Genomic DNA, 22,851 nt, shown 5'->3' with positions numbered 1-22,851 from the left:
ACTAACCCGCTCAGGACTTCGGCACGAGTGCGACGCCGCGCAGCGCCTGGCCATACGGCGCGGTCTGCATCACGGTGAAGCCCTTCGCCGAGCTCACCGTCGAACCGTTGATGCTCACGGTGATCTTGACGAGCTGGTTCGAGTCGGCGCCCGCATCGAACGCGGTGCCGAGGCTGTTGCCGATCGTCGAGGTCACCGCGTAGATCGTGAACGAACCGTCGCTGTTGACCTGGCCCGTGATGTTGCGCAAGCCGTCAGGCGTCGTCGTATAGCTCGCTCCCTTCGTTCCGTACGCGCCGGTCGTGTCCGTCACCGTGTAGGCCGTGCCGAGGTTCAGGCCGGTCGTCAGGTTGGCGAGCGGCTTCCACGTGCCGTTCTGGTTCTCATAGACCCACAGGCCGCCGCTGCCGCTAACCTGGTCGCCCGGCGTGCCGTCGCCTTCGTCGGCGACGAACATGATCGACGGATTCGACGCGGGGATCCACATGCCGAACGGATAGACCGTGCCGGTCACCTGGCCAGGCGACGTGAGCGCCGTCAGGTTGGTCGCGAGGGTCGTCGGGAAACCCGGCACGATCGTCGTCGCGGCGTTTTGCGGCAACTTGCCGCCATTGGCGAGCGCGCCGGTCGCGCCGACCTGGTACACGGTGTTCACGCCATTGCTGCCGCTGCCCTTGGAGACATACATCGTGCCGTCCGGGCCGACGAACAGGCCGCGGTAGTTGGCGTCCTTGCCGGTTTTGTCGGCGGCGGTCGCGGGCGTCGTCGGCAGGCTCGCGATCGAGAATCCGAACTGGTCGCCCGTCGAGCTACCGCCCGTGATCGAACCCATCGACGCCAGCGAGCACGCCGTTCCAGCCGGTGCGACCGCGTACGTGCCAGTGCCCGTGCCGGACTGGAATGCGCCGATCACTTGCGTGAACGCGCATTGACTGCCCGGAGCGATGCTTTGCACGCCGGTGTTCATCGTCAGCATGTCGAGCTGGGCCGTCGTCGGCTTCGGATTCTTGCCCGAATTGCCGGCATTGCCGACGATGTAGTACATGCCGTTGGCGAGCACAGCCGCGCGGCTGTTGTTGCCGGCGTACGCGTTGGTGTTCGTGAACGACAGGCTGTTATCGGCGAAATTCAGCTGCGCGACGGTACGGTAGGTAGGCGTTGCGACGTCGGTATTCGTCGTGTCGACCACGCCTGGCGTATTCGTGTTTGAGATATCGAGCTGGTCGATCGACGCGTTGTAGCCGGTGAAGGTCAGCGATTTCTGATCCAGCGACACGTTCAGCGCGAGCTCCGACTTCGAGGCGAAGCTGGTGGCGAAATTCACGTTGCTCTTCGCGGCCTGCGCGGTGATGTCCAGCGTTTGCGACGGGCTCGTCGCGTCCGGTGCCCACTGATCCAGATACGCTTCCGACGTCACGCCGAAGTTGGCGTCGTTCGCGTCGTTGGTGAGCACATTCGGAAAGGTGCCCGGCGTGACTGCGGTCACGGGGGCTGCATTGGTGGTCGTGGGCGTCGCGTTATAAGGCAGCGTGCCGCTCAGAGCGAACGCCGGGTCATAGGCTGTGCGCGAGACCAGCAGGTTGCCAGCCGTGTAGTTGCTGGCGGAAGTCGAGGGCGTCGTCGTCGTGGCCGGGGTGCTGCTCGTGGTGCCTTGCGGCGCGCTCGTGCTCGACGGGTTTTGGGTGCTGCCGCCGCAGCCGTAGATGGCGGAGATCAGAACCGCGACCGGAAGCGCCTTCAGGGTGGTTTGCATTCTGTGTGTTTGAGTAGGGTGGGTGAAATTTTTTGAAAGTTGCAGCCGGTATTGCAAGTCGCGAGGCTACAAACCACCCGTGGCACAAACATGAATCGAAAATTACTAAAAAGATAAGAATGCGCTGGCGCGTTGGCGCGATTTCGTTGCGGGATGCCGGGTGTTTTTTGGTGGCGTTGGAGGGCGGAGGGCAGTGCCTGAACGGTAGGCTACGTTGAGGCGGGCGGGAAGAGGCGGCTCGTTTGCCGCGCGCGTACCTTTACACACGCGGGCAAAGGAAAAAGAAAAGGGCCGACATGCTTTCGCATGTCAGCCCTCGAATCTTTTGGTAGGCCGTACGGGATTCGAACCTGTGACCAACGGATTAAAAGTCCGCTGCTCTACCAGCTGAGCTAACGACCCAAAAGAGAAGCGAAATTATATCGGCGCACCAATGCCCTGTCAACTCGGCAAGACCGTCGCCCAAAATGAAAAGCCCGGGCATCACTACCCGGGCTTTCCAGCGAGAGGCACGCGTGGCTATCACTTCGGACACTGCGCGTTACTGCCAACTACATCAAAACGTGATCAATCCGACACCACGATCTACTTGATCTGCGACAGCTTGTTCTGCGCCGACTGCGCGACGTCCGAGCCGGCGTATTGCGCGACGATCTGCTCGAGCGTCTTTTTCGCCGCGGCCTTCTGGCCTTGTTCGAGCTGATTGTTCGCGATCGCGAGCAGCGCTTCCGGTGCACGCGGATGCTGCGGATAGTTCTTCACGACACCTTGCCAGACAGTCGTCGAACCCTTGTAGTCGCGCAGTGCATACAGCGCGTTGCCGAGCCAGTATTGCGCGGTCGGCTGATAGGGGCTGTTCGGATATTTGGAGATGAAGCTGCGGAACGATGCCGCCGCGTTCTTGAAGTCGCCGCTGCGGAATTGCTGTGAAGCCGCGTTGAACGCATCGGTTTCACCCGGCTGCACCTCGCCCTGGACGCCGTCCACCGTCTGTTGCTGCGGCTCGAATTTCTTCAGGCGCGTGTCGAGATCGGTGTAGTAGTCCTTCTGCTGCTTTTGCAGCGTCGTGAGCTGGTTCGCCATGTCCTCGTTCTGTCCGCGCAGCGTCGCGACCTGCTGGTTGAGCTGGTCGAGACGGTTGGACTGATCGAGGATCGTGCGTTGCGCCGCCGATAGCTGGCTCGACAGACTATCGGTCTTCGAGCGCAGATCGAGAATGGCCTGGCGGGCCTGATCGTCGTCGAACATGCCCGCATGGGCGGGCACGGCCGTGAGGGCCGTGCCTGCGACGCAGGCCGCTGCGGCAAACCGCAGCCAGGAGAAACGATGCGTCATTCGGCTCACCACCCGTTGACTTACTGTTGATACGCGAGGTCGGCGCGGCGGTTCTGTGCCCACGACGCTTCGTCATGACCCGTTGCCAGCGGCTTTTCCTTGCCGAGGCTCACGGCCTCCATTTGCGAATCCGACACGCCCATCAGCGATAGCGAACGACGCACGGCTTCAGCACGCTTCTGGCCGAGTGCGAGGTTGTATTCGCTGGTGCCGCGCTCGTCGGTGTTGCCCTGGATCAGAACGTGACGCTGCGGGTGGCTCTTCAGATATTGCGCGTGTTGTTGCAGCAGCGGTTGATAGTCATCCTTCACCGAGTAGCTGTCGAAGTCGAAGTAGATGCTGCGCTTCGCGAGCGGGCTGTTCGGATCGTTCAGCGGGTCGACGTTGACCGTCGCGACGTCGTTCGGGTTCGGTTGGGCCGAGCCTGCGCCCTTGTTGGCGTTTTCGTCGAGCTTGACGCCCGAGTGACATGCGGCCAGTGCACCGACCATCACGACGGCGAATGCGAAACGAAGTTTGGACATCATTTGATTACTCTCCTTGTGTTATTGCATCAACGTTATTGCATAAACGGGCCCCAGGACGGCTCGCGTACGCTGCCCCCCTGAACGGACAGGACCTGCCGAGTGCGACCGTCGGTCGATACTGCGGCCAACACGCCACGGCCGTTCACCTGAGTGGCGTAAAGAATGTACTGACCGTTCGCCGCGAAGCTCGGCGATTCGTCATGTGTCGTGTCCGTCAGGCCCGTGGCGGATCCGCCTTGCAGGTCCTGGATGTACAGCTTGAATGCACCGCCGACGCGCGAGATGTAGGCAAGCTCCTTGCCGTCAGGACTCACACGCGGGCTGGTGTTGTAGCTGCCCGTAAACGTGACGCGTTGCGCGCCGCCCGCGCTTTCACCTTGCGCCGGCATCTTGTAGATCTGTGGCGCGCCGCCGCGGTCGCTCGTGAAATAGATCCACTGACCGTCAGGAGAGTAGGTCGGCTCGGTGTCGATCGAGCTGCCTTGCGTCAGACGACGCAGACCGCTGCCGTCCGCGTTGACCGCGAAAATCTGCGTATTGCCGGTACGCGACAGCGCGACGGCGAGCGTGCGGCCATCCGGCGACCACGCCGGCGCACTGTTGTTGCCCTTCTGGTCCGATACGACGATGCGCCGGCCCGTGGGCAGGTCGTGGATATAGACGATCGGCTTCTTCTTCTCGAACGACACGTAAGCGACCTTGGTGCCGTCGGGCGACCAGGCCGGCGAGATGATCGGCTCGGGGCTCGACAGCGCGATGTGCGCGTCCTGACCGTCCGAATCCGAGATCTGCAGCTGGTAGCGGTTGCCCGACTTGATCACATACGACAGGCGCGTGGCGAACACGCCGCGATTGCCCATCAGCTTGGCGTAAATGTAGTCCGCGACCTTGTGCGCGCTCATGCGCAGACCGCTTTCCGGGCTCACCAGCACGAGGCCGCCGAGGCTTTCGCCCTTGACCGTGTCGTACAGCTTGAAGCGCACTTCGTACTGGCCGTTCGGCAGGCGGTTCACGCTGCCCGCGACGAACGCGTTGGCGCCCTTCGCCTTCCATGCGCCGAGGTCGACGGAATCGGTCTCGGACACCGGCGTCGAGCCTGCGTCGATATTCGTGAATTTGCCGCTGCGTTGCAGATCCTGACGCACGATCGTGCTGACCTGCTGCGGGGAGTTCGCTTCATTGGCGAAATTCGCCGTTGCGATCGGAAACTGAGTGGATCCGACGCCCGTCACGAGGACGTTGAGTTGTGCGTTGGCGGCGCCGCCGACGGCGATCAGGCACGTTGCCACGAGTGTTCGCAGGCCTAGCTTGGTCATCAAACTCATGCTGTATGGGTTCCTCAAAACGGTTTTACTTAATACTCGAAGACAGCAGACAGACCGGAAAACGGCTATTTCGTTCCCGCGCAACGCCGCGCCGGGTGGGGCGCGGCGTTGGTCGCCGGTCGGCTGTCAGCCTGCACATCAAGCCGCCGGACGCAGCGTGATAGTGAAGTAGTCCGGCGTCTTGCCATTGACGTCCCGAGGCATCGGATCGGAGGCTTTCACCGCCCGCAACGCGGCGGCGTCCCACGCGGCGTTGCCGCTGCTGTGGGTAATGTTTGCGCCCAGCTGATTGCCGTCCGGCGAACAACGCACGGCGATCACGGTCTCGAGACCTTCCGTTTCGCCGCCCCAGTTCACATGCTGAAGCACCAGCCGTCGTACCTTGTCCGCGTAACCCGGCGATGCCGCCGTGCCGCCCGAGCCGCTACCCGTTCCGCTCTTGCCCAGTCCGTTGCTGCTCGAACTGCTGCCGCCCACGCCGCCGGCCAGACCCTGCATCTGCGCAAGCCGCGCGCGACGTTCGTTGTCGAGCTGCTTTTTCGCCTGCGCGGCCGCATCGGCTTGCGCCTTGGCCTTCGCCGCTTTCTCCGCCTCAGCCTTCTTCTGCGCTTCGGCCTGAGCCTGCTTTTGCTGCTGCTCCTGCTGTTCTTTCAGTTGCTGTTGCTTCTGCTGCTCGGCGAACTGCTGTTGCTTGAGCTTCTCGGCCTGCTGCTGTTGCTGCTGTTGCGCCTGCTGCTGCTTGAGCTTCGCGGCCTTCTGCGCCGCGAGCTGGGCCGCCTGTTCGGCCGCCAGCTGTTGCTGCCGCTTCGCTTCCGCTTCCTGCTGCTCTTTCAGCTTCAACTGGCGCTGCTGTTCGGCCAGTTGGGCCGCGCGAGCCGCTTCCTGCTGCTGGCGCTTCTTTTCCTGCAGCGCGATGTCGGCCTGTTCGTCGCGCACGGGCGGAGCAGGGGCGACCGGCGCGGGCGGCGGCGTGACGACGGGACGCGGAATCGCCGAATCCGGCACCTCTGTCCACAGTTCCGCCTGCTCGCCCTCGGGCGTGCTGTTCTGCCATTGGATGCCGCGATACAGGAAGAATCCGAGCAGCGCATGCATCACCAGCGCGAACAGAAAAGCTCGCCCGGTGCCGCGTTCACGCGGCGGCTGAAGCGGGTATTCGGAGTTCTTGCGGATCATTGCGATTTGACGAGCAATCCAACGCGCTTGACGCCCCGAGCCTTCAGATCGGACATCACGTTCATCACGACTTCGTATTTCACGGTTTTGTCGGCGGCGATCACGACGGGCTGATCGGGGTGCGATTGTGCCCGATCGGCGATGAAACCGTTGAGGCCGGCCTTCGTCATGTCTTCCTGCTGCTGCGTGCCGGAGTCGTCCTTGTACTTGACGCTCATATTGCCGTCCGCGCGGATGTTGACGATGACGGGCGGCGTCTGCTGTTGGGGCGCCGCGCCGCCGACGGTCGGCAGATTGACGATCGACGGCGCGACGAGCGGCGCCGTGACCATGAAGATCACTAGCAGCACGAGCATCACGTCGATGTACGGCACGACGTTGATGTCGGCCATTGCGCGACGCGAGCGCGAGCCGCGCATGCTGGAGGAACGGGAGCCTGCCATCATGGCCTCCTCAGTGTGCCTGGCGCTGCAGGATGTTCGAGAACTCTTCGATGAAAGTTTCGAAACGGATCGCCAGACGGTCGATGTCGTGCGCGTAGCGGTTGTAGGCGACCACGGCCGGAATTGCGGCGAACAGGCCGATCGCGGTGGCGGTCAGGGCCTCGGCGATGCCCGGCGCGACGTTCGCGAGCGTGGCCTGCTGCACGTTGGCGAGGCCGCGGAACGCATTCATGATCCCCCACACCGTGCCGAACAGACCGATATACGGGCTGACCGAACCGACCGACGCGAGGAACGCCAGATTCGCTTCGAGAACGTCCATTTCGCGTTGGAACGCCGCGCGCATCGCGCGCCGGGCGCCGTCGAGAATCGCGCCCGAATCGTTCAGGCGCTTCTCTTTGCCCTTCAGGAATTCCCGCATGCCGGACTCGAAAATCCGCTCGAGCGCGCCGATCCTGTGACGGTTGTTCGCGGCGCTCTGATACAGCGCCTGCAGGTCGCCGCCTGACCAGAAATCACGCTCGAAGCGTTCAGTTTGCGCGCGCGCCCGGCGAATCGCAAACCACTTGCGGAAGATGAAAGTCCAGGAGAGTAGCGACAGCAACAGCAGCAGAGCCATGACGGCCTGGGCCAGCAGGCTCGCGTTGAGTACGAGTGAAACGATCGACAGATCTTGTGTAGTGTTCATAAAGGTTCGTTTTAACGTCCCGGGAAGGGGGCGTCCGGCTGCAAGGCCGCTTCAAGCTTGCCGTGGGCAAAACGGAAGCTTCGGCGATATCGAAGCCGAACCATGCTTTGTGTTACCTGACCGGTATGAGTTCACTGGCCCCGTAACAACGAGGCTCAGGGATCGTCCGTTGACATGCCGCCGTCGTTCAGTCAGCGCTCTCGCTAGTGCCCGGCCCGTGCCGCAGCGCGGCGAGAACCGACGGCGGGATCGCGGCTGGCCGCAGCGTCGCGCGGTCCACACAGCCAATCCGGACCGAACCGGTGGCAAGCAGCGTGCCTTCGCGCCATGCTTCCTGCACGAAGTCTACCGAAGCTCGGCCAAGACGCTCGATCCGGCTGATAATTTTCACGATGTCGTCGAGTCGGGCCGGAGCCCGGTAATCGACCGCGGTACTGCGCACGATGAAAATCGCGTCGTTTTCTTCCGCAAGCCGGTGCTGGTCGACGCCGCACGCGCGCAGCCATTCGGTGCGAGCGCGTTCGAAAAACTTCAGGTAATTGGCGTAAAACACGATGCCGCCGACGTCGGTATCTTCGTAGTACACGCGGATCGGCCACGTATAGCCGATTTCCGTGCCTGGCTGGCTGGTCGACATATTCATGCGGCGCATTCTACCGGAACGCACAACCCGGGGTCTGTTTCGAAGTGTGAGTTGCTTGCGGCGGGCGTCGGCGGCGATGGGAGCCGGCTTTGCCGGCCGGGCCGGGACTGGCGGAGCGGGCTATCGACGTGCCGCAGAAGAAAGCCAGCACGATGATGGGCGGCGGCGCGACCAATGGTAGCGGCGGCCGCGTCCGCCCGCCTTCAAACTCAGCCGCGATGCACGGACAGACCGGCGAACGACTGCGCGACCGGCATCAGCTCGATCGTGTTGATGTTGACGTGGGCTGGGCGCGTGGCGATCCAGTAGATGGAATCGGCGATGTCTTCGGCCGTCAGCGGTTGCACGTTTTCGTAGACCTTGGCGGCCTTGTCGTCGTCGCCGCGATAACGCACGTTCGAGAATTCGGTGCCGCCGCACAGACCCGGCTCGATGTCAGTCACGCGCAGCGCGGTGCCGGCGAGGTCGGCGCGCAGGTTCAGGCTGAACTGGCGCACGAACGCCTTGGTCGCGCCGTACACGTTGCCGCCCGCGTACGGCCAGCGGCCCGCCACCGAACCCAGATTGAAGATATGCCCGCGGTTGCGCTCGACCATGCCGGGCAACAGCGCATGCGTGACCTGCGCGAGGCCCGTGCAATTGGTCTCGATCATGGTGTTCCATTCATCGAGACTTGCCTTGTGAGCCGGCTCGGTGCCGAGCGCGAGGCCGGCGTTGTTGACGAGCACGTCGATCGCGGCGAAGTCCGCCGGCAGCGAGGCGGGCACGGCTTCGACGGCGGCGCGATCGCGCACGTCGAGTTCGTACGGCAGCAGCGCGTCGCCGAGCTCGTCGGCGAGTGCTTGCAGACGGTCCTTGCGGCGTGCAGTGGCGACGACACGATGGCCGCCCTTGACGAATGAGCGGGCGATGGCGGCGCCGAATCCGGCCGACGCTCCTGTGACAAACACGATCATTGCAGTTCCCTGGTCGGTAAGAGACAAAGGCCCAAAGCCTACTTCCAATGGCACGCTGCGGCAAGGATGCACGAGCCGGATCGGCGGCTGCCGCGGCGGCGCGCAACGGGTGCGCGGCGCGACCGGCGCGCTTTCCTCAGATGGTTGCGCAGCGGGGCCGCCAAACCGTCCGGAGGCCCCGCCAGCGGCCGCCGGAGCACCCGCAAGTCGGTTGCCTATTCGGGCCTCTTCCAATACACTAACGCGCTCGACCCTGCGTGACTGGCGATAGAACCGAGTCGTCCGACTCAGCCGATTCAACCAATCGGGTTCAAGGTGGAACAACCCACCGTGAAGCGCAGGGTGCCGTTTTGCCGTTCGCCTGGGCAGCCGTGAACCGCGCGCATTAATCTGCGCTGACGGTGGCTGGCTCGCCTCGCGTGTGCGGCGACTCTCCACTCGCCACGTCAGGGCAAGCCTCGCCGCCCAAAGCGCTGCGTACCCCGCTGTGTACCCTCTACGCAGGATTCGGCGCACGATCCGGTCAACCTGAAAACACTCAACGGAACCCGTATGTTTGACAGAGCCCAAAGCACCATCGCCAACGTCGATCCTGAACTCTGGAAGGTCATCGAGCAGGAAAACCGCCGTCAGGAAGAGCACATCGAACTGATCGCGTCGGAAAACTACACGAGCCCGGCCGTGATGGCCGCGCAAGGCTCGCAACTCACGAACAAGTACGCCGAAGGGTATCCGGGCAAGCGCTATTACGGCGGCTGTGAATACGTCGACGTTGCCGAGCAGCTGGCGATCGACCGCGTGAAGCAGCTGTTCGGCGCCGAAGCCGCGAACGTGCAGCCGAACTCGGGCTCGCAGGCGAACCAGGGCGTGTTCTTCGCGATGCTCAAGCCGGGCGACACGATCATGGGCATGAGCCTCGCGCACGGCGGCCACCTCACGCACGGCTCGCCGGTCAACATGTCGGGCAAATGGTTCAACGTGGTCAGCTACGGCTTGAACGAAGCCGAAGACATCGACTACGACGCCGCCGGGAAGCTCGCGCAAGAACACAAGCCGAAGCTGATCGTGGCGGGCGCGTCCGCGTTCGCGCTGCGCATCGATTTCGAACGCATGTCGAAGATCGCGAAGTCGGTCGGCGCGTACTTCATGGTCGACATGGCGCACTACGCCGGTCTCGTCGCCGCGGGCGTTTATCCGAACCCGGTGCCGCACGCCGATTTCGTCACCACCACCACGCACAAGAGCCTGCGCGGCCCGCGCGGCGGCGTGATCCTGATGAAGGCCGAGTTCGAGAAGCCGATCAACTCGGCGATTTTCCCGGGCATCCAGGGCGGTCCGTTGATGCACGTGATCGCCGCGAAGGCCGTCGCGTTCAAGGAAGCGCTTTCGCCGGAATTCAAGGCGTATCAGCAGCAGGTCGTCGAGAACGCGCGTGTGCTTGCTGAAACGCTGGTCAAGCGCGGTCTGCGCATCGTGTCGGGTCGTACCGAAAGCCACGTGATGCTGGTCGACCTGCGCGCGAAGAAGATCACCGGCAAGGCTGCGGAAGCGGCACTCGGCGCGGCACACATCACGGTCAACAAGAACGCGATCCCGAACGATCCGGAAAAGCCGTTCGTGACCTCGGGTATCCGCCTCGGTTCTCCGGCCATGACCACGCGCGGCTTCGGCGTGAAGGAAGCCGAGCAGGTCGGCAATCTGATCGCCGACGTGCTGGACAACCCGGAAGATGCCGCGACGATCGAGCGCGTGAAGGTTCAGGTCGCCGATCTGACCAAGCGCTTTCCGGTTTACGGCTAAACCATGCATTGCCCCTTCTGCCGCCATGCCGATACGCAAGTCGTCGACTCGCGCGTATCCGAAGACGGCGCGACGATCCGCCGGCGCCGCCGCTGCCCGGCCTGCGACAAGCGTTTCACGACGTATGAGCGGGTCGAGCTGGCGTTGCCGTCGGTCGTCAAGAAGGACGGCACGCGCACGGAATTCGATCGCCGCAAGATCGTCGCGAGCATGCAACTGGCGCTGCGCAAGCGCCCGGTTGCGGTGGACGCGATCGAAGCGGCTGTCGCCCGTATCGAGTATCAGCTGCTCGGCAGCGGCGAGCGCGAGGTGCGTAGCGAGCGCCTCGGCGAACTCGTGATGAACGAGTTGCGCGCGCTCGACACGATCGCTTACGTCCGTTTCGCTTCCGTGTACCGGCGCTTCGAAGACGTCTCCGAATTCGAGGACGTGATCGAGGAATTCCGCCGCGCCTCTTCCCCGCCCAAGCCTTCCCGCAAGCGCTGAGCGCACGCGTGTCGCAGCTGACCTGCGGTCATTCGCATCCATCGCCTCGCGCATTTCGCGCTTATTTTCACGCATCGCTTCTCCCGCCTCCGTGATCGATCGTCACGTGCATTGTTGCGCGCGCTAACGTCTGAATGCCACCTGGCCATTCGGACGATGGTCGGCGCGCTCGCAAATCGCTAGATTGGCTGCATCCGTTCGTAACGCTCAGGGATGCAGATGAAATTCAAGGGGATTTACCGGCCATCGCGCGCCGGTTTCACACTCGTCGAAACGCTGGCGGTGATAGCGCTCGTGATGCTGATGGCCGTGATGGCGGTGCCGTCGTTCGTCGCATGGCATATGCGCGATCAGGTCGACGCGCGCTCGAAGGCGCTGCTGTCCACGTTCGCCTACGCGCGCAGCGAGGCGCTGCGGCGCGGTGCGCGCATCACGGTGTGCCGCGTCGATGCAGCGCGCGTCTGTCTCGCGTCGGGCCAAGCCTGCGCCGGCGGCATCGCCGACTGGGCCTGCGGCTGGGCCGTATTCGCCGAACGTGGCGGCAAGCCGTCGTTGTTGCGCGCGCAGCCGGCGCTCGCGGCGGTGAGCATCACCGGCGTGCAGACGGATATGATGTTCACGCCGCCGGCAGGGCAACTGATCGGCGCGTTTCGAAGTTTTGATATCGCGCCGCGAAGCCCATCGAAATCGATGCAGGGGAACTCGTGGCGGCGCTGCATCAGTGTCGCGGCAGGAGGTCGCGCGCGGATCTCTGAGGGCGCGTGTGGAGCGACGTCATGAGACAGCCCGCATTCAAGACCGGTTTGCGTGTGCACGCATCGGCATGTAATGGCAGCTCGTTGATCGAGGTGATGCTGGCGGTCGCGTTGGTCGCGGTGAGCGCGCTGGGTTTGATCGCGGTTCAGGTGTGGACCGCACGCGAAGCGCGCGCGATGACGCTGCGCGAGAGCGCCGCGTGGATAGCCGACTCGATTGCCGAAGCGACGCGCACGCCTTCCACGGGCGATGTCGCGCTCAATCAATGGCGCACCTGGGCGAGCGTTCTGCTGCCGCAAGGCGACGTATCGATTGGCGAGAGCGGCGCGGTCGCGGCGGCGCGCGTGACGTGGGCGTCCGTGCGCGACCGGCCCGCTTTGGACGATGCGAGCGCCCAGCCGGCGGAGCCTTGCGGCGGCGTCGATGCACCGGCTGGATCGTCGTGTGTCGCGTTGGCGTTCGCGAAATGAAGCGGCCGCATTGCCCACTCGGTCATACGCTAATCGAATTCCTGATCGCGATGGCGCTCGGGTTGCTCGTGATCGCGGGCACCGTGTCCCTTTACACGGCGCAGCGCAACGCGTTCGTGCAGGCGAGCAACGCGACCCGAATCCGCGAAGCGGGCTTGACCGCGCTGATGCTGATCGGCCAGCAATTGCAGATGGCCGGCTTCGTCCCTGCCAATGTCATTGGCTACAACGCGGCGCCTGCGCTATTCGGCTGCTCGGGCGGTCGTCCGACCGGCGCCGACGACAGCCTCGCTTGCACCACCTTGAGCACCGGCTCGGATGGCGTCGCGATCCGTTACGTCGCAGACGTCGTATCGACATGGCCATCGTCGAGCGGTCAGGTCACCGACTGTGTCGGACAGGCCGTCAAAAGCAGCGACGCGGTCCTTGGCGATGAGGGCGCGCCGGTGGTGAATCGCTACTTCGCCAACGTCAGCGGCTCGACCGGCGAGCCGGAGCTTTACTGCGTGGGCAGCGGCAACGCGGGGTCCGCGCAGCCGCTGATCGAAGGCGTCGAGCGCGTGCGGTTGCGCTACTGGCTGGACGGCGCGGCGGATGCGGTGAATGCGTCGGCCGTGGCGGCGGATCAATGGGCGAATGTCGTTGCGGTCGATGTCTGCGTGCTGGTGCGCGGCGCGCCGCAAGGACAGCGTTCGAAGTACATCGACTGCGATGGCGTGAGTACACTCGGTACCGACCTGCGGCCTCGACAGGTGTTTTCCCGCCGCGTTGCGCTGCGTAATCGCGCGGAGGTGTCGTCGTGATGGATCGCGACACAGCAACGCAACGCGGCCGCGCGTACGACATATGCGGCGGGCCAGGCGGAACAGCGAAACACTTAGGTAGGCGAAATTGTCAGGGCGGTGCCCGACGGGCACATCAACGCGGCGTCGTGCTAGCCATCGTGCTGTTGATCTCGGCCATGATGCTCGCCACGTCCGCGATATGGTTCGAAACATCGCTCGCGGCCGCTCGGGCGGCGACCAATGTGCGCGACTATCTGCAGGCTTTCCACTCGGCGGATTCGGCGCTGAACTGGTGCGAGCGCAACGTGCTATCGGCAAGTGGCGACGCGCGCGATGCACCGCTCACATCCGGCGAGCCGACTCAATGGAGGCTTGAAACCGCGTTCGACGCAGGCGCCATCACGCCTGTGGCGCAATGGCCGGGATCATCGCGCGCGCCGCAATGCCTGATCGAGCCTTGGCGTCTCGCGAGTCGACCCAACGCCAGCGCTTATCTGCTGACCGCGCGCGGCTTCGGGCGGAGCAGCGAGTCGCAGGTCTGGTTGCAGATGGAGGTCGTGACCGAAGATGGCGCGATCGAACGTCATTGGCGGCGCGTTGCAGCAAGACCATTCTGAGGAACGCACCGACTGGACACGTATGAAAAGGCCGAACACATCCGCATTCACGCTGCTCGAACTCGTGATCGCGCTCGCGATTGCCGCCACGCTCGCCGCGTTTGCGATCCCTTCATATCGCAGCCACATTGCGCGCACGCATCGCATCGATGCGGCGTCGGCGTTATATCGGGCTGCGCAATTCGTCGAGGCCGCGGCGAGCGATGGCGTGCCGGCCTTGCCAGCGGGTATCGATCAGGCGCCGCAGTTCGGCGCCCCGGTGTATCGAGTGCGCGTGCTGCCCGCGGACGACACGAACGGCGGCTATTCGATCGAAGCGGCGCCCGCGGAAGCGGGCCCGATGCGCGACGACCCGTGCGGCACGTTCACGCTAGATGCGACGGGTCAGCGAGGCAATAGAAACGATGCGAGCGGCGCGACGCCCACGAGCAGCGAATGCTGGAATACCAGCTAGCGGGTGATTGAAGTCCGACACACGCAACCTTGCGAGCGGGAGGTCCGATAGATCGCTGCCACTCGCAGCGGCCACGACCTCAATAGCCGCTTCGCAACGAATCGTCCTGCGCAGCCGGCGACTGCGCCGTAGCGGAAGCCGCCGCGGCCGCCCGCGCCGCCGCCGACTCGTTCTTCATCTGTTGCCAGATCCGGAACGCTTCCCACGCGCCGAGCGCAAGGCTGCCCCACTTGAGCACGGGCTTCGCGCTCGCGACGACTCTCGCGCGCAGCGGTTTGGCGAGCAACAGCGAAGCGATCGAGCTGATGAACGGGTACTGCTTGAGCAACGCGCCGATCGTGCCCGCGTTGAGCACGCTCGCCTTTGGCCCTTTACCGACGCGCACGCCGCCAAAGCCGGGGATCACGAACCTGAGCCAGCTGAAATGCGCGACGGCCTGGCGCAGTTCGAAGGTGGCCTGTGCAAGCTCGACGCGCTCGACGTCCGCGCGCACGAGCAGCAATTCCTTGCGCAGCGCCCGCAGATGCGGCGCGCTCAGATCCTTCGACGGATGGCGCTTGTTACGAAAGGCGGTATCAGGACGGGAGGGGCTCATGGCGTGTCGGCGGCAGTGAGGGTGAGGCGATGGATCGGATGCAGACGAACTTTCCCATCAGTCGCGGCTGCGAAACGCTTCGCGATCCTTTTCGAACTCCGCGATGGTCGCTTCGAATACCATCGGCGCGTTGCGCAAACCGCTGCGCGCCTTCAGCGCACAGGCGAGCCCGGAAATCGCGTAGACCGCGGTGATGCCGGCAAGCGCCTGCCATCGGTAGGTGTCCCAGAAGGCAATGGCGACGAGCGCGGTCAACGCGATCAAGGCCATCGTGGCGAGCATCATCGCGGCAAGACCGAGAAACAGCACGCCGAGCAGGCGGTCTTTTTCCTCGGCGAGTTCGATGCCCACCAGTTCGAGCCGCGTCTGCAGGATCGCAAACACGGAACTGAGAATACGGCGCAACGGGCTGCGTTCTGCGCGCTGCGAGTGTGTTTCGGTCGTCATGGCTGTGGGCGTTGCGCGTGAGGGCCTGGCCGGCGCGCGCGCGCCAGCAGAAGGGGACCGGCGAGGCTCGCGCCGGTCCGCCCGTGTCGCCGGTGCGCCGGACCTGCCTGCTCCGGCGGCCTCACCGGCCTTTACTTGCGATTGATCAGCAGACCGACCACCACGCCGATGCCCGCGGCGATGCCGATCGACGCCCACGGATGCTCGTGCACGTAGTCGTCGGTGGCGCGGGCGGCCTTCTTGCCTTTTTCGACGACCACGACCTGAACGTCGGCTGCCTTTTCTTTCGCCTGCTTCAGGCGCGTCAGCGCGGTTTCGCGCAGCTCCGACGCGCGTTCGCCGGTAGCGCTCGCGGCCTGTTTCAGCAGGTCTTCAGCGTCCGCGAGGACGGTTTTGATATCCGACATCAATCTCTCCTTGTTGACTTCCGACATTGACAGCTCCCTTTGTCTCACGCTACGCGTAAATCGTAACCAAAGAAACGGTCGCTGGCGAGCATAGTGCCGGTTGCATGCCGCCGCTGCACGATTCGTTCCCGCCAGCGCGTGGCGTCAAGACACCCGTTTGAGGGCACTCTGCTCCAGACCGGTATCTGGATTGAGTTGATCTGTCCCGCAAAGTTTCCGTCAAACGGGAGAAAATTACAAAAACACATAAAGTACTGACGCGATGTTGGTTCGCCATGTACCACCGCGGCCTTATGCTTTATCGTGACTGGCCACCGCGGGCACACGCCCGCGACCTTATCCGGATACCTTCCGAAGACCTACAGGAGATGCACTATGAGTCTACGTCTTGGCGACATTGCGCCGGATTTCGAACAGGAGTCGAGCATTGGCCGCATCAGGTTTCACGAGTGGCTCGGCAATAGCTGGGGCGTGCTGTTCTCGCATCCGGCCGACTTCACGCCGGTCTGCACGACCGAGCTGGGCCTGACCGCGAAGCTCGCGGGCGAGTTCGAAAAGCGCAACGTGAAGACGATCGCGTTGTCGGTCGACAGCGCGGAGTCGCACAAGGAGTGGATCAAGGACATCAACGAGACGCAGGCCGCCAACGTCGGTTTTCCGATTCTCGCGGACGGCGATCGCAAGGTCTCCGGGCTGTACGACATGATTCACCCGAACGCGAACGAAACGTTCACGGTGCGCTCGCTGTTCGTCATCGATCCGAACCGGAAGGTGCGTCTGATCATCACGTACCCGGCGAGCACCGGCCGCAACTTCGACGAAGTGCTGCGGGTGATCGATTCGCTGCAACTGACCGACAGTCACTCGGTCGCGACGCCGGGCAACTGGAAGCAGGGCAATGACGTCGTGATCGTGCCGTCGCTGAAGGACGAGGAAGTCATCAAGCAGAAATTCCCGAAGGGCTACAAGGCGTTGCGTCCGTACCTGCGCCTGACGCCGCAGCCGAACCGGTAAGCGGCGCGGCATGAACCGGAAAGCCGGTTCGAAGGAACCGGCTTTTTTGCATTATCGATACACCAGCATCGGAATCAGAAGAACGCCTGAATACCGGTCTGCGCACGGCCGAGGATCAGCGCGTGAACGTCGTGGGTGCCTTCGTAGGTGTTGACGACCTCGAGGTTCACCAGATGACGCGCGACGCCGAACTCGTCCGAAATGCCGTTGCCGCCGAGCATGTCGCGCGCGAGGCGGGCGATGTCGAGCGCTTTGCCGCACGAATTGCGCTTCATGATCGAGGTGATTTCGACCGCGGCCGTGCCTTCGTCCTTCATGCGGCCGAGGCGCAGTACGCCTTGCAGCCCGAGCGTGATTTCGGTCTGCATGTCGGCGAGCTTCTTCTGGATCAGCTGGTTCGCGGCGAGCGGCCGGCCAAATTGCTTGCGATCGAGCACGTACTGACGCGCGATGTGCCAGCACGCTTCGGCCGCGCCGAGCGCGCCCCAGGCGATGCCGTAGCGCGCCGAGTTCAGACACGTGAACGGACCGCGCAGGCCGCTGACACCCGGCATGATGTTCTCTTCCGGCACGAACGCTTCGTCGAGCACGATTTCGCCGGTGATCGACGCTCGCAGACCCACCTTGCCGTGGATCGCCGGTGCCGACAGACCCTTCCAGCCCTTCTCGAGAATGAAGCCGCGGATGTTGTCCTTGCCGTCTTCCTCGAGCTTCGCCCATACGACGAACACGTCGGCGATCGGCGAATTGGTGATCCACATCTTCGAGCCCGACAACGAGTAGCCGCCATCGACCTTCTTCGCGCGCGTGACCATGCTGCCCGGATCGGAGCCGTGGTTCGGCTCGGTCAGGCCGAAGCAGCCGATCCACTCGCCGCGCGCGAGCTTCGGCAGATATTTTTCCTTCTGCGCGTCCGAGCCGAATTCGTAGATCGGCACCATCACCAGTGACGACTGCACAGACATCATCGAGCGATAGCCGGAGTCGACGCGTTCCACTTCACGCGCGATCAGCCCGTACGCGACATAGTTCAGACCGGGGCCCCCGTACTGTTCGGGAATCGTCGGACCGAGCAGGCCAAGCTCGCCCATTTCGCGAAAGATCCCGATATCGGTCTTTTCGTGGCGGAACGCCTCCAGCACGCGCGGCAGCAGCTTGTCCTGCGAGTAAGCCGCAGCGGCATCGCGCACCATACGTTCGTCTTCGGTGAGCTGCTGATCCAGCAGCAACGGGTCTTCCCAGTGAAACTGCGCGGCTACGGCCATGACGTATCTCCTGATTTCTCGCTCAGAACCAGCTTGACTAGAGTTCCGCTTTGCGAAACAATGTTTTGCAAATGACGCCCGAGTGTATCACCCTATGACGCTGCCATCCACTTTCTCCGCTTCGCTCGACGAACGCAAATTCGTCGTCGCCCTTGCTCGCGGGCTGGACCTGTTGCGCGCGTTCCGGCCAGGCGAGACGATGCTCGGCAATCGAGATTTCGTCGAACGCACGGGTCTGCCGAAGGCAACCGTGAACCGGCTCGCCTACACGCTGACCGTGCTCGGCTATCTGCGGCTGGACGAAAGACACGGCAAATATGCGCTCGACGCGGGCGTGCTGTCGCTCGGTTTCGCGCTGCTGTCGGGCACCGACATGCTCGAACTGGCACGCCCGCACCTGCGCAGCCTGGCGCGCGAGGTCGGCGCGGCGGTCTCGCTCGGGTGCCGGGACGGGCTCGACATGGTGTATCTGGAGACGATTCGCAGCGAAACCGCATTGACGCTCGGCCTGGCATCCGGCTCGAAACTGTCGATGCTGACGAGCTCGATGGGCCGCGCCTATCTCGCCGTGCAGCCGCCCGACGCGCGTACCGCGTTACTCGCGGAACTGAAAAAAGCGGCTGGCAGAGTGGGGGCGATGCTCGTCGCCGAAGCCGAACAGGAGATCGCCGCGTTCGCGACCGAGCGATGCTGCTACTCGTTTCGTGCGTGGCATGACGACGTGAACGCAGTCGCGGTGCCGTTTCGCGAGCCGCGCGAAAACCGCTGGCTCGTGCTCAGCTGCAGCGGGCCGGCGTCGTCGATGGGGGAGGAAGTGTTTCGCGAGAATGTCGCGCCGCGCCTGAAGGCGCTCGCGGCGCGGCTGGGGGAGCCGGGCTGAGGTAATGCCGGGGCGCCCCGGCTAACCGGGCTCACACCGTGTCACGCCGCCCGGTCGTGATAATGCGCGTTGAATAATGGCCCTTGCACGAACCGCACGTCGTACTGCTGTAGCGCGGAGAATTGCGCCTCGTCCATCACGCGATTGAAAATCAGCGGCACCCGCAGCCGGCCCGCGTAGCCGACGAGCGGCTTCACGGTCGCATCGCGCAATGCGGCCGCCGCATCCATCTTGATGAAGTCGAGCCGCGCGGTTTCGGATACCGACAGGATCTGCCCCGCGTTCGACAGATTGCCCGCCACCTTGAACCCATAGTGCTGATAGCTGCGCGTCAGATAGCCCAGGAACGTCTTGTGTGCGACCGCCGCCGCCGGCAATTCGATCACGATGCGCGTCGGACTCAAATTGAACGAGGTCAGCACGCTCGAAAAATGCCGCCCGTGGTCGTACTTCACGCTCTTCAACAGCCTCTCGTGCACCCGCAGAAACAGCAACCCATGCCGCTGCGGGCCGAAGAAGTTGATTGCGTGCAGCGCGCGCGACATGCGGTCTAGCGCGACCAGCTGCTGATCGTCGGCGATGTTGTCGAACGGATCGAACACCTCGAATGGCGGCGCGTCGAGCCGGTGCGTGACCGCCTGAAAGCCGAGTTCATCACCGAAGCGGTCGACCCCTTCCGCGCCGCATGACAGCGACTGCGCAAGCCCGTGCACGCTGATGTCGAAGATCGGCTCGTAGGCACTCGTGAGCTCGATGCCATCGAAATGTGCGAGCGCTATGCCGGCGCGCCCGCCTTGTCCCATTGCCAGATGCTCGCCGAGAAACGGGTGATGAGCGGCGCGGGCGATCAGATCGGGGATGGTCGGCGAAATCATGAAGGCAAATGAAAGGCGACGATGAACGCGCACCGGGCGCGTGGCAGCGCGACGCGATGGCCGCATTCATTGATGGTAGCAGTACGCGCCCTGCGCAGATTAACAAAATGCTCATATCGTTATTGGTCTCACGCTTATCGGCCGGGGCTGAGCGCGGAATGACGAGATTCGCGGCCGTGTTTCCGAGGGTATACGTTAGTTTCACTATTCGTAATTCGTTTTACTATTCGTAAAAGGCGATTTTAGCCAGCCTGAGGGGACGACCCAATGCTGATCGCGTTGAACTGGTCGAATGCCATGCTGTTTCATGCGGCGGCGCTGCCGGTGCTGTGCTCGGCGCTGCTGGTGGTCGTGCTCGCCGGTGCGACGCGGCAACCCAGCCGCGCGGCCGAAGCGGAGCCGGCCTGAGCCTGACTGCAAAGATCACGTATCAACCGGGAAAGAATCGGGCAACTCGCGGAGAACCTTGTATGGATACCTCAACACGTACGCCGGCCGACGAACGCCTGCGTCCTGAAATCGAGCCCGGCTATCAGTCGGGTTTCGCGAATGAATTCGCGACCGAGGCATTGCCGGGCGCGCTGCCGACCGGCCGCAATTCGCCGCAACGCGCGGCCTATGGTTTGTATGCCGAACAGATTTCGGGCACGGCGTTTACGGCGCCACGCGGTCACAACCGTCGCTCGTGGCTGTACCGGATTCGTCCGGCGGCCATGCACAAGCCGTTCACGTCGATGCCGTCGGAGCGGCTCGTCGCGAACTTCGCCGAGGCGCCGCCGACGCCGCCGAACCAGCTGCGCTGGGACCCCCTGCCGATGCCGAGCGATCCGACCGATTTCATCGACGGCTGGGTCACGATGGCGGGCAACGGCTCGGCCGAAGCGATGAGCGGTTGCGCGATCCATCTGTACGCGGCGAACCGCTCGATGCGCGATCGCTTCTTCTACAGCGCCGACGGTGAGCTCCTGATCGTGCCGCAACAAGGGCGCCTGCATATCGCGACCGAAATGGGCCACGTCGATATCGAGCCGTTCGAGATCGCGGTAATTCCGCGCGGCGTGCGCTTCGCGGTCAGCCTGCCAGACGGCAGCGCGCGCGGGTATATCTGCGAGAACTTCGGCGCGCTGCTGCGTCTGCCGGAACTGGGGCCGATCGGCTCCAACGGTCTCGCGAATCCGCGCGATTTCCTGACGCCGCACGCCGCATACGAAGACCGCGAAGGCGGGTTCGAACTCGTCGCGAAGATGAACGGCAATCTGTGGCGCGCGGACATCGGCCATTCGCCGCTCGACGTGGTCGCATGGCACGGCAACTACGCGCCCTACAAATACGACCTGCGCCGCTTCAACACGATCGGCTCGATCAGCTTCGACCATCCGGATCCGTCGATCTTCCTCGTGCTGCAATCGCAAAGCGACACGCCGGGCGTCGATACGATCGACTTCGTGATCTTCCCGCCGCGCTGGCTCGCCGCCGAAGATACGTTCCGGCCGCCCTGGTTCCATCGCAACGTCGCGAGCGAGTTCATGGGCCTCGTGCATGGCGTCTACGACGCGAAGACCGAGGGCTTCGTGCCCGGCGGCGCGAGCCTGCACAACTGCATGACGGGCCACGGCCCGGACGCGGACACGTTCGAGAAGGCGTCGTATATCGATACCTCGGTGCCGAAGAAGGTCGACGACACGATGGCCTTCATGTTCGAGACCCGCACGCTGATCAAGCCGACGCGCTTCGCGCTCGAAACCGCGCAACTGCAGGCGCATTACTACGAGTGCTGGCAAGGCCTCAAGAAACACTTCAATCCGGAGCAACGATGAACGCGGTGAACGATCTCCAGGCGACGCTCGATGCGTCGCGCAAGAGCTGGATCGAGTCGGCCAACGACCCGGCTGGCGACTTCCCGATCCAGAACCTGCCGTTCGGCATTTTCAGCGACCGTGGCAACGACGCGCGTCGCGTGGGCGTCGCGATCGGCGATCAGATCGTCGATCTCGCCGGATTGCAGGCCGCGGGTCTGCTGAACGTGCCGGCGCACAACGTGTTCGCGCGCGATGCGCTGAACGATTTCATCGCACTTGGCCGCGACGTGTGGCGCAGCGTGCGTATCCAGCTGAGCCAACTGCTCGCGCGCGACACCGCGACGCTGCGCGACGATGCCGCGTTGCGCGCGAAGGTGCTCGTGCGCGCGGCCGATGCGCGTCTGCATCTGCCGGTGCAGATTCCGGGCTACACGGATTTCTATTCATCGAAGGAACACGCGACCAATGTCGGCGCGATGTTCCGCGATCCGAAGAATGCGCTGCTGCCGAACTGGTCGGAGATGCCGATCGGCTACAACGGACGGGCGTCGTCGGTGGTCGTGAGCGGGACGCCGGTGCGTCGTCCCAATGGTCAGCTGAAGTTGCCCGACCAGGAGCGTCCGGTGTTCGGCGCGAGCCGCAAGCTCGATATCGAACTGGAGACGGGTTTCATCATCGGCGGCGGCAATGCGCTGGGCGAGCCGATCGCGTGCGAGGACGCGGAGGCGCACATTTTCGGCATGGTGCTGCTGAACGACTGGAGCGCGCGCGACATCCAGCAATGGGAATACGTGCCGCTCGGCCCATTCAATGCGAAGACCTTCGCGACGACGATCTCACCGTGGGTCGTCACGCTCGATGCGCTCGAACCCTTCCGCGTCGCGCAGCCGGTGCAGGAGCCAGAGCCGCTCGCCTATCTGCGGCATCGAGGAAAGCATGCGTTCGACATTCACCTCGAAGTGACATTGCGTGCGCAACCCGCGCGGCAAGCGAGCACGATCGCGCGGACCAACTTCAAATACATGTACTGGACGATGGCGCAGCAGCTCACGCATCACACGGTGGCGGGCTGCAATACGCGGGTGGGCGACCTGATGGGCTCGGGGACGATCAGCGGGCCGACCGAGGATTCGTACGGCAGCCTGCTGGAGCTGACGTGGAACGGCAAGAAGCCGCTGGCGTTGAAGGAGGGCGGCACGCGCACGTTCATCGAGGACGGCGATGAGTTGACGCTCGTCGGCTGGTGTCAGGGCGACGGGTATCGCGTGGGATTCGGCGCGTGTGCCGGACAGATTCTGCCGGCGCGAGGGTGAGCGCGCGGCAGTCACGATGAGCGAGGGCCGGCGCGGTATGCC

The 22,851-nt window shown here is 63.9% G+C and carries 26 protein-coding genes, 1 tRNA gene and 1 riboswitch; of the genes, 12 read left to right on the top strand and 15 right to left on the bottom strand.

The genetic code is table 11. From position 1 onward, the window contains the following. Positions 1-10: 10 nt before the first annotated feature. From HDG33_RS24015 to ydfG, 10 genes are all read right to left on the bottom strand, one after another. Positions 11-1,753, bottom strand: coding sequence for a hypothetical protein (locus tag HDG33_RS24015; protein WP_184034375.1), 1,743 nt, complete (start codon positions 1,751-1,753; stop codon positions 11-13). A gap of 326 nt (positions 1,754-2,079) precedes the next feature. Then, a tRNA-Lys gene (locus HDG33_RS24010) sits at positions 2,080-2,155 on the bottom strand. A 183-nt stretch (positions 2,156-2,338) separates the two neighbouring features. After that, positions 2,339-3,088 (bottom strand): tol-pal system protein YbgF, encoded by a 750-nt coding sequence (gene ybgF, locus HDG33_RS24005; RefSeq protein WP_184034372.1) that lies wholly within the window; start codon positions 3,086-3,088, stop codon positions 2,339-2,341. 20 nt (positions 3,089-3,108) lie between these two features. Then, entirely contained in the window at positions 3,109-3,615 is a 507-nt protein-coding gene (gene pal / locus HDG33_RS24000) for a peptidoglycan-associated lipoprotein Pal (protein ID WP_018419502.1), read from the bottom strand. A 32-nt stretch (positions 3,616-3,647) separates the two neighbouring features. Continuing rightward, the gene (tolB, locus tag HDG33_RS23995; RefSeq protein WP_184034369.1) at positions 3,648-4,940 is read right to left on the bottom strand and encodes a Tol-Pal system beta propeller repeat protein TolB; all 1,293 of its coding nucleotides are present in this window, start codon (positions 4,938-4,940) and stop codon (positions 3,648-3,650) included. 138 nt (positions 4,941-5,078) lie between these two features. Beyond that, positions 5,079-6,116, bottom strand: a complete 1,038-nt coding sequence (tolA, locus tag HDG33_RS23990) for a cell envelope integrity protein TolA (RefSeq protein ID WP_184034366.1) — start codon at positions 6,114-6,116, stop codon at positions 5,079-5,081. Beyond that, complete coding sequence (tolR, locus tag HDG33_RS23985; RefSeq protein WP_184034364.1) at positions 6,113-6,559, bottom strand: protein TolR; 447 nt, start codon at positions 6,557-6,559, stop codon at positions 6,113-6,115. Before tolR ends, tolA begins: the two co-directional genes overlap by 4 nt. 10 nt (positions 6,560-6,569) lie before the next feature. Continuing rightward, positions 6,570-7,247, bottom strand: coding sequence for a protein TolQ (tolQ, locus tag HDG33_RS23980; protein WP_090803171.1), 678 nt, complete (start codon positions 7,245-7,247; stop codon positions 6,570-6,572). Positions 7,248-7,434: 187 nt separating this feature from the next. Beyond that, positions 7,435-7,899 carry a tol-pal system-associated acyl-CoA thioesterase gene (gene ybgC / locus HDG33_RS23975; RefSeq protein ID WP_184034361.1) on the bottom strand — a complete coding sequence of 155 codons (465 nt, stop codon included), beginning with the start codon at positions 7,897-7,899 and terminating at the stop codon, positions 7,435-7,437. A gap of 200 nt (positions 7,900-8,099) precedes the next feature. Further along, positions 8,100-8,846 (bottom strand): bifunctional NADP-dependent 3-hydroxy acid dehydrogenase/3-hydroxypropionate dehydrogenase YdfG, encoded by a 747-nt coding sequence (gene ydfG, locus HDG33_RS23970; protein WP_090803174.1) that lies wholly within the window; start codon positions 8,844-8,846, stop codon positions 8,100-8,102. A 247-nt stretch (positions 8,847-9,093) separates the two neighbouring features. Further along, positions 9,094-9,220: riboswitch (ZMP/ZTP riboswitch) on the top strand. A 178-nt stretch (positions 9,221-9,398) separates the two neighbouring features. Between ydfG and glyA the strand changes: the two genes are divergently transcribed. From glyA to HDG33_RS23935, 7 genes are all read left to right on the top strand, one after another. Beyond that, complete coding sequence (gene glyA, locus HDG33_RS23965) at positions 9,399-10,646, top strand: serine hydroxymethyltransferase (protein ID WP_184034358.1); 1,248 nt, start codon at positions 9,399-9,401, stop codon at positions 10,644-10,646. A 3-nt stretch (positions 10,647-10,649) separates the two neighbouring features. Continuing rightward, positions 10,650-11,132, top strand: a complete 483-nt coding sequence (gene nrdR / locus HDG33_RS23960) for a transcriptional regulator NrdR (RefSeq protein WP_008919734.1) — start codon at positions 10,650-10,652, stop codon at positions 11,130-11,132. Between the two features lie 213 nt (positions 11,133-11,345). After that, positions 11,346-11,912 carry a GspH/FimT family pseudopilin gene (locus tag HDG33_RS23955; RefSeq protein WP_184034355.1) on the top strand — a complete coding sequence of 189 codons (567 nt, stop codon included), beginning with the start codon at positions 11,346-11,348 and terminating at the stop codon, positions 11,910-11,912. Then, a complete protein-coding gene (locus HDG33_RS23950) occupies positions 11,909-12,358 on the top strand; it encodes a hypothetical protein (RefSeq protein WP_184034352.1) in 450 nt (149 codons plus the stop codon). Before HDG33_RS23955 ends, HDG33_RS23950 begins: the two co-directional genes overlap by 4 nt. Further along, on the top strand, positions 12,355-13,161 hold the full coding sequence (locus HDG33_RS23945; RefSeq protein ID WP_184034349.1) for a PilW family protein: 807 nt from the start codon (positions 12,355-12,357) through the stop codon (positions 13,159-13,161). Before HDG33_RS23950 ends, HDG33_RS23945 begins: the two co-directional genes overlap by 4 nt. Positions 13,162-13,289: 128 nt before the next feature. After that, a complete protein-coding gene (locus HDG33_RS23940) occupies positions 13,290-13,760 on the top strand; it encodes a pilus assembly protein (protein ID WP_184034645.1) in 471 nt (156 codons plus the stop codon). 22 nt (positions 13,761-13,782) lie between these two features. Further along, complete coding sequence (locus HDG33_RS23935) at positions 13,783-14,214, top strand: type IV pilin protein (protein WP_184034346.1); 432 nt, start codon at positions 13,783-13,785, stop codon at positions 14,212-14,214. A gap of 79 nt (positions 14,215-14,293) precedes the next feature. Here HDG33_RS23935 and HDG33_RS23930 read toward each other — a convergent pair whose 3' ends face one another. The 3 genes from HDG33_RS23930 to HDG33_RS23920 all read right to left on the bottom strand — a co-directional run bounded on the left by HDG33_RS23930 (position 14,294) and on the right by HDG33_RS23920 (position 15,690). Further along, the gene (locus tag HDG33_RS23930) at positions 14,294-14,809 is read right to left on the bottom strand and encodes a DUF3318 domain-containing protein (protein WP_184034343.1); all 516 of its coding nucleotides are present in this window, start codon (positions 14,807-14,809) and stop codon (positions 14,294-14,296) included. Between the two features lie 57 nt (positions 14,810-14,866). Then, on the bottom strand, positions 14,867-15,256 hold the full coding sequence (locus HDG33_RS23925; RefSeq protein ID WP_184034340.1) for a phage holin family protein: 390 nt from the start codon (positions 15,254-15,256) through the stop codon (positions 14,867-14,869). Positions 15,257-15,387: 131 nt separating this feature from the next. After that, positions 15,388-15,690, bottom strand: coding sequence for a YqjD family protein (locus tag HDG33_RS23920; protein WP_026225611.1), 303 nt, complete (start codon positions 15,688-15,690; stop codon positions 15,388-15,390). A gap of 348 nt (positions 15,691-16,038) precedes the next feature. Between HDG33_RS23920 and HDG33_RS23915 the strand changes: the two genes are divergently transcribed. Continuing rightward, the gene (locus tag HDG33_RS23915; protein WP_184034337.1) at positions 16,039-16,677 is read left to right on the top strand and encodes a peroxiredoxin; all 639 of its coding nucleotides are present in this window, start codon (positions 16,039-16,041) and stop codon (positions 16,675-16,677) included. A gap of 74 nt (positions 16,678-16,751) precedes the next feature. Here the strand turns inward: HDG33_RS23915 and HDG33_RS23910 are convergent, their stop codons facing one another. Further along, positions 16,752-17,942, bottom strand: coding sequence for an acyl-CoA dehydrogenase (locus HDG33_RS23910; RefSeq protein WP_184034334.1), 1,191 nt, complete (start codon positions 17,940-17,942; stop codon positions 16,752-16,754). Positions 17,943-18,036: 94 nt separating this feature from the next. On the opposite strand from HDG33_RS23910, the gene HDG33_RS23905 reads away from it, so the two are divergent. Then, positions 18,037-18,822, top strand: a complete 786-nt coding sequence (locus HDG33_RS23905) for an IclR family transcriptional regulator (RefSeq protein ID WP_184034331.1) — start codon at positions 18,037-18,039, stop codon at positions 18,820-18,822. Positions 18,823-18,863: 41 nt separating this feature from the next. Here the strand turns inward: HDG33_RS23905 and HDG33_RS23900 are convergent, their stop codons facing one another. Then, positions 18,864-19,697, bottom strand: coding sequence for an EAL domain-containing protein (locus HDG33_RS23900; protein ID WP_090803193.1), 834 nt, complete (start codon positions 19,695-19,697; stop codon positions 18,864-18,866). A 267-nt stretch (positions 19,698-19,964) separates the two neighbouring features. On the opposite strand from HDG33_RS23900, the gene HDG33_RS23895 reads away from it, so the two are divergent. From HDG33_RS23895 to fahA, 3 genes are all read left to right on the top strand, one after another. Further along, positions 19,965-20,105 carry a hypothetical protein gene (locus HDG33_RS23895; protein WP_184034654.1) on the top strand — a complete coding sequence of 47 codons (141 nt, stop codon included), beginning with the start codon at positions 19,965-19,967 and terminating at the stop codon, positions 20,103-20,105. A 62-nt stretch (positions 20,106-20,167) separates the two neighbouring features. After that, the gene (gene hmgA, locus HDG33_RS23890) at positions 20,168-21,514 is read left to right on the top strand and encodes a homogentisate 1,2-dioxygenase (protein WP_184034328.1); all 1,347 of its coding nucleotides are present in this window, start codon (positions 20,168-20,170) and stop codon (positions 21,512-21,514) included. After that, entirely contained in the window at positions 21,511-22,809 is a 1,299-nt protein-coding gene (fahA, locus tag HDG33_RS23885) for a fumarylacetoacetase (RefSeq protein ID WP_184034325.1), read from the top strand. Before hmgA ends, fahA begins: the two co-directional genes overlap by 4 nt. Positions 22,810-22,851: the final 42 nt, after the last annotated feature.

The sequence above is a fragment of the Paraburkholderia sp. Cpub6 genome (genome assembly GCF_014201065.1).
GTDB lineage: Bacteria > Pseudomonadota > Gammaproteobacteria > Burkholderiales > Burkholderiaceae > Paraburkholderia > Paraburkholderia tuberum.
The sequence above is the reverse complement of the archived record's forward strand: the minus strand, read 5'-3'. Positions and strand labels throughout refer to the sequence as shown.

Bases quoted from the DNA above. Each gene is read 5' to 3' on its own strand.
- HDG33_RS24015 (WP_184034375.1), bottom strand. From the start codon at position 1,753: ATGCAAACCACCCTGAAGGCGCTTCCGGTCGCGGTTCTGATCTCCGCC.
- ybgF (WP_184034372.1), bottom strand. From the start codon at position 3,088: ATGACGCATCGTTTCTCCTGGCTGCGGTTTGCCGCAGCGGCCTGCGTC.
- pal (WP_018419502.1), bottom strand. From the start codon at position 3,615: ATGATGTCCAAACTTCGTTTCGCATTCGCCGTCGTGATGGTCGGTGCA.
- tolB (WP_184034369.1), bottom strand. From the start codon at position 4,940: ATGAGTTTGATGACCAAGCTAGGCCTGCGAACACTCGTGGCAACGTGC.
- tolA (WP_184034366.1), bottom strand. From the start codon at position 6,116: ATGATCCGCAAGAACTCCGAATACCCGCTTCAGCCGCCGCGTGAACGC.
- tolR (WP_184034364.1), bottom strand. From the start codon at position 6,559: ATGGCAGGCTCCCGTTCCTCCAGCATGCGCGGCTCGCGCTCGCGTCGC.
- tolQ (WP_090803171.1), bottom strand. From the start codon at position 7,247: ATGAACACTACACAAGATCTGTCGATCGTTTCACTCGTACTCAACGCG.
- ybgC (WP_184034361.1), bottom strand. From the start codon at position 7,899: ATGCGCCGCATGAATATGTCGACCAGCCAGCCAGGCACGGAAATCGGC.
- ydfG (WP_090803174.1), bottom strand. From the start codon at position 8,846: ATGATCGTGTTTGTCACAGGAGCGTCGGCCGGATTCGGCGCCGCCATC.
- glyA (WP_184034358.1), top strand. From the start codon at position 9,399: ATGTTTGACAGAGCCCAAAGCACCATCGCCAACGTCGATCCTGAACTC.
- nrdR (WP_008919734.1), top strand. From the start codon at position 10,650: ATGCATTGCCCCTTCTGCCGCCATGCCGATACGCAAGTCGTCGACTCG.
- HDG33_RS23955 (WP_184034355.1), top strand. From the start codon at position 11,346: ATGCAGATGAAATTCAAGGGGATTTACCGGCCATCGCGCGCCGGTTTC.
- HDG33_RS23950 (WP_184034352.1), top strand. From the start codon at position 11,909: ATGAGACAGCCCGCATTCAAGACCGGTTTGCGTGTGCACGCATCGGCA.
- HDG33_RS23945 (WP_184034349.1), top strand. From the start codon at position 12,355: ATGAAGCGGCCGCATTGCCCACTCGGTCATACGCTAATCGAATTCCTG.
- HDG33_RS23935 (WP_184034346.1), top strand. From the start codon at position 13,783: ATGAAAAGGCCGAACACATCCGCATTCACGCTGCTCGAACTCGTGATC.
- HDG33_RS23930 (WP_184034343.1), bottom strand. From the start codon at position 14,809: ATGAGCCCCTCCCGTCCTGATACCGCCTTTCGTAACAAGCGCCATCCG.
- HDG33_RS23925 (WP_184034340.1), bottom strand. From the start codon at position 15,256: ATGACGACCGAAACACACTCGCAGCGCGCAGAACGCAGCCCGTTGCGC.
- HDG33_RS23920 (WP_026225611.1), bottom strand. From the start codon at position 15,690: ATGTCGGAAGTCAACAAGGAGAGATTGATGTCGGATATCAAAACCGTC.
- HDG33_RS23915 (WP_184034337.1), top strand. From the start codon at position 16,039: ATGAGTCTACGTCTTGGCGACATTGCGCCGGATTTCGAACAGGAGTCG.
- HDG33_RS23910 (WP_184034334.1), bottom strand. From the start codon at position 17,942: ATGGCCGTAGCCGCGCAGTTTCACTGGGAAGACCCGTTGCTGCTGGAT.
- HDG33_RS23905 (WP_184034331.1), top strand. From the start codon at position 18,037: ATGACGCTGCCATCCACTTTCTCCGCTTCGCTCGACGAACGCAAATTC.
- HDG33_RS23900 (WP_090803193.1), bottom strand. From the start codon at position 19,697: ATGATTTCGCCGACCATCCCCGATCTGATCGCCCGCGCCGCTCATCAC.
- HDG33_RS23895 (WP_184034654.1), top strand. From the start codon at position 19,965: ATGCTGATCGCGTTGAACTGGTCGAATGCCATGCTGTTTCATGCGGCG.
- hmgA (WP_184034328.1), top strand. From the start codon at position 20,168: ATGGATACCTCAACACGTACGCCGGCCGACGAACGCCTGCGTCCTGAA.
- fahA (WP_184034325.1), top strand. From the start codon at position 21,511: ATGAACGCGGTGAACGATCTCCAGGCGACGCTCGATGCGTCGCGCAAG.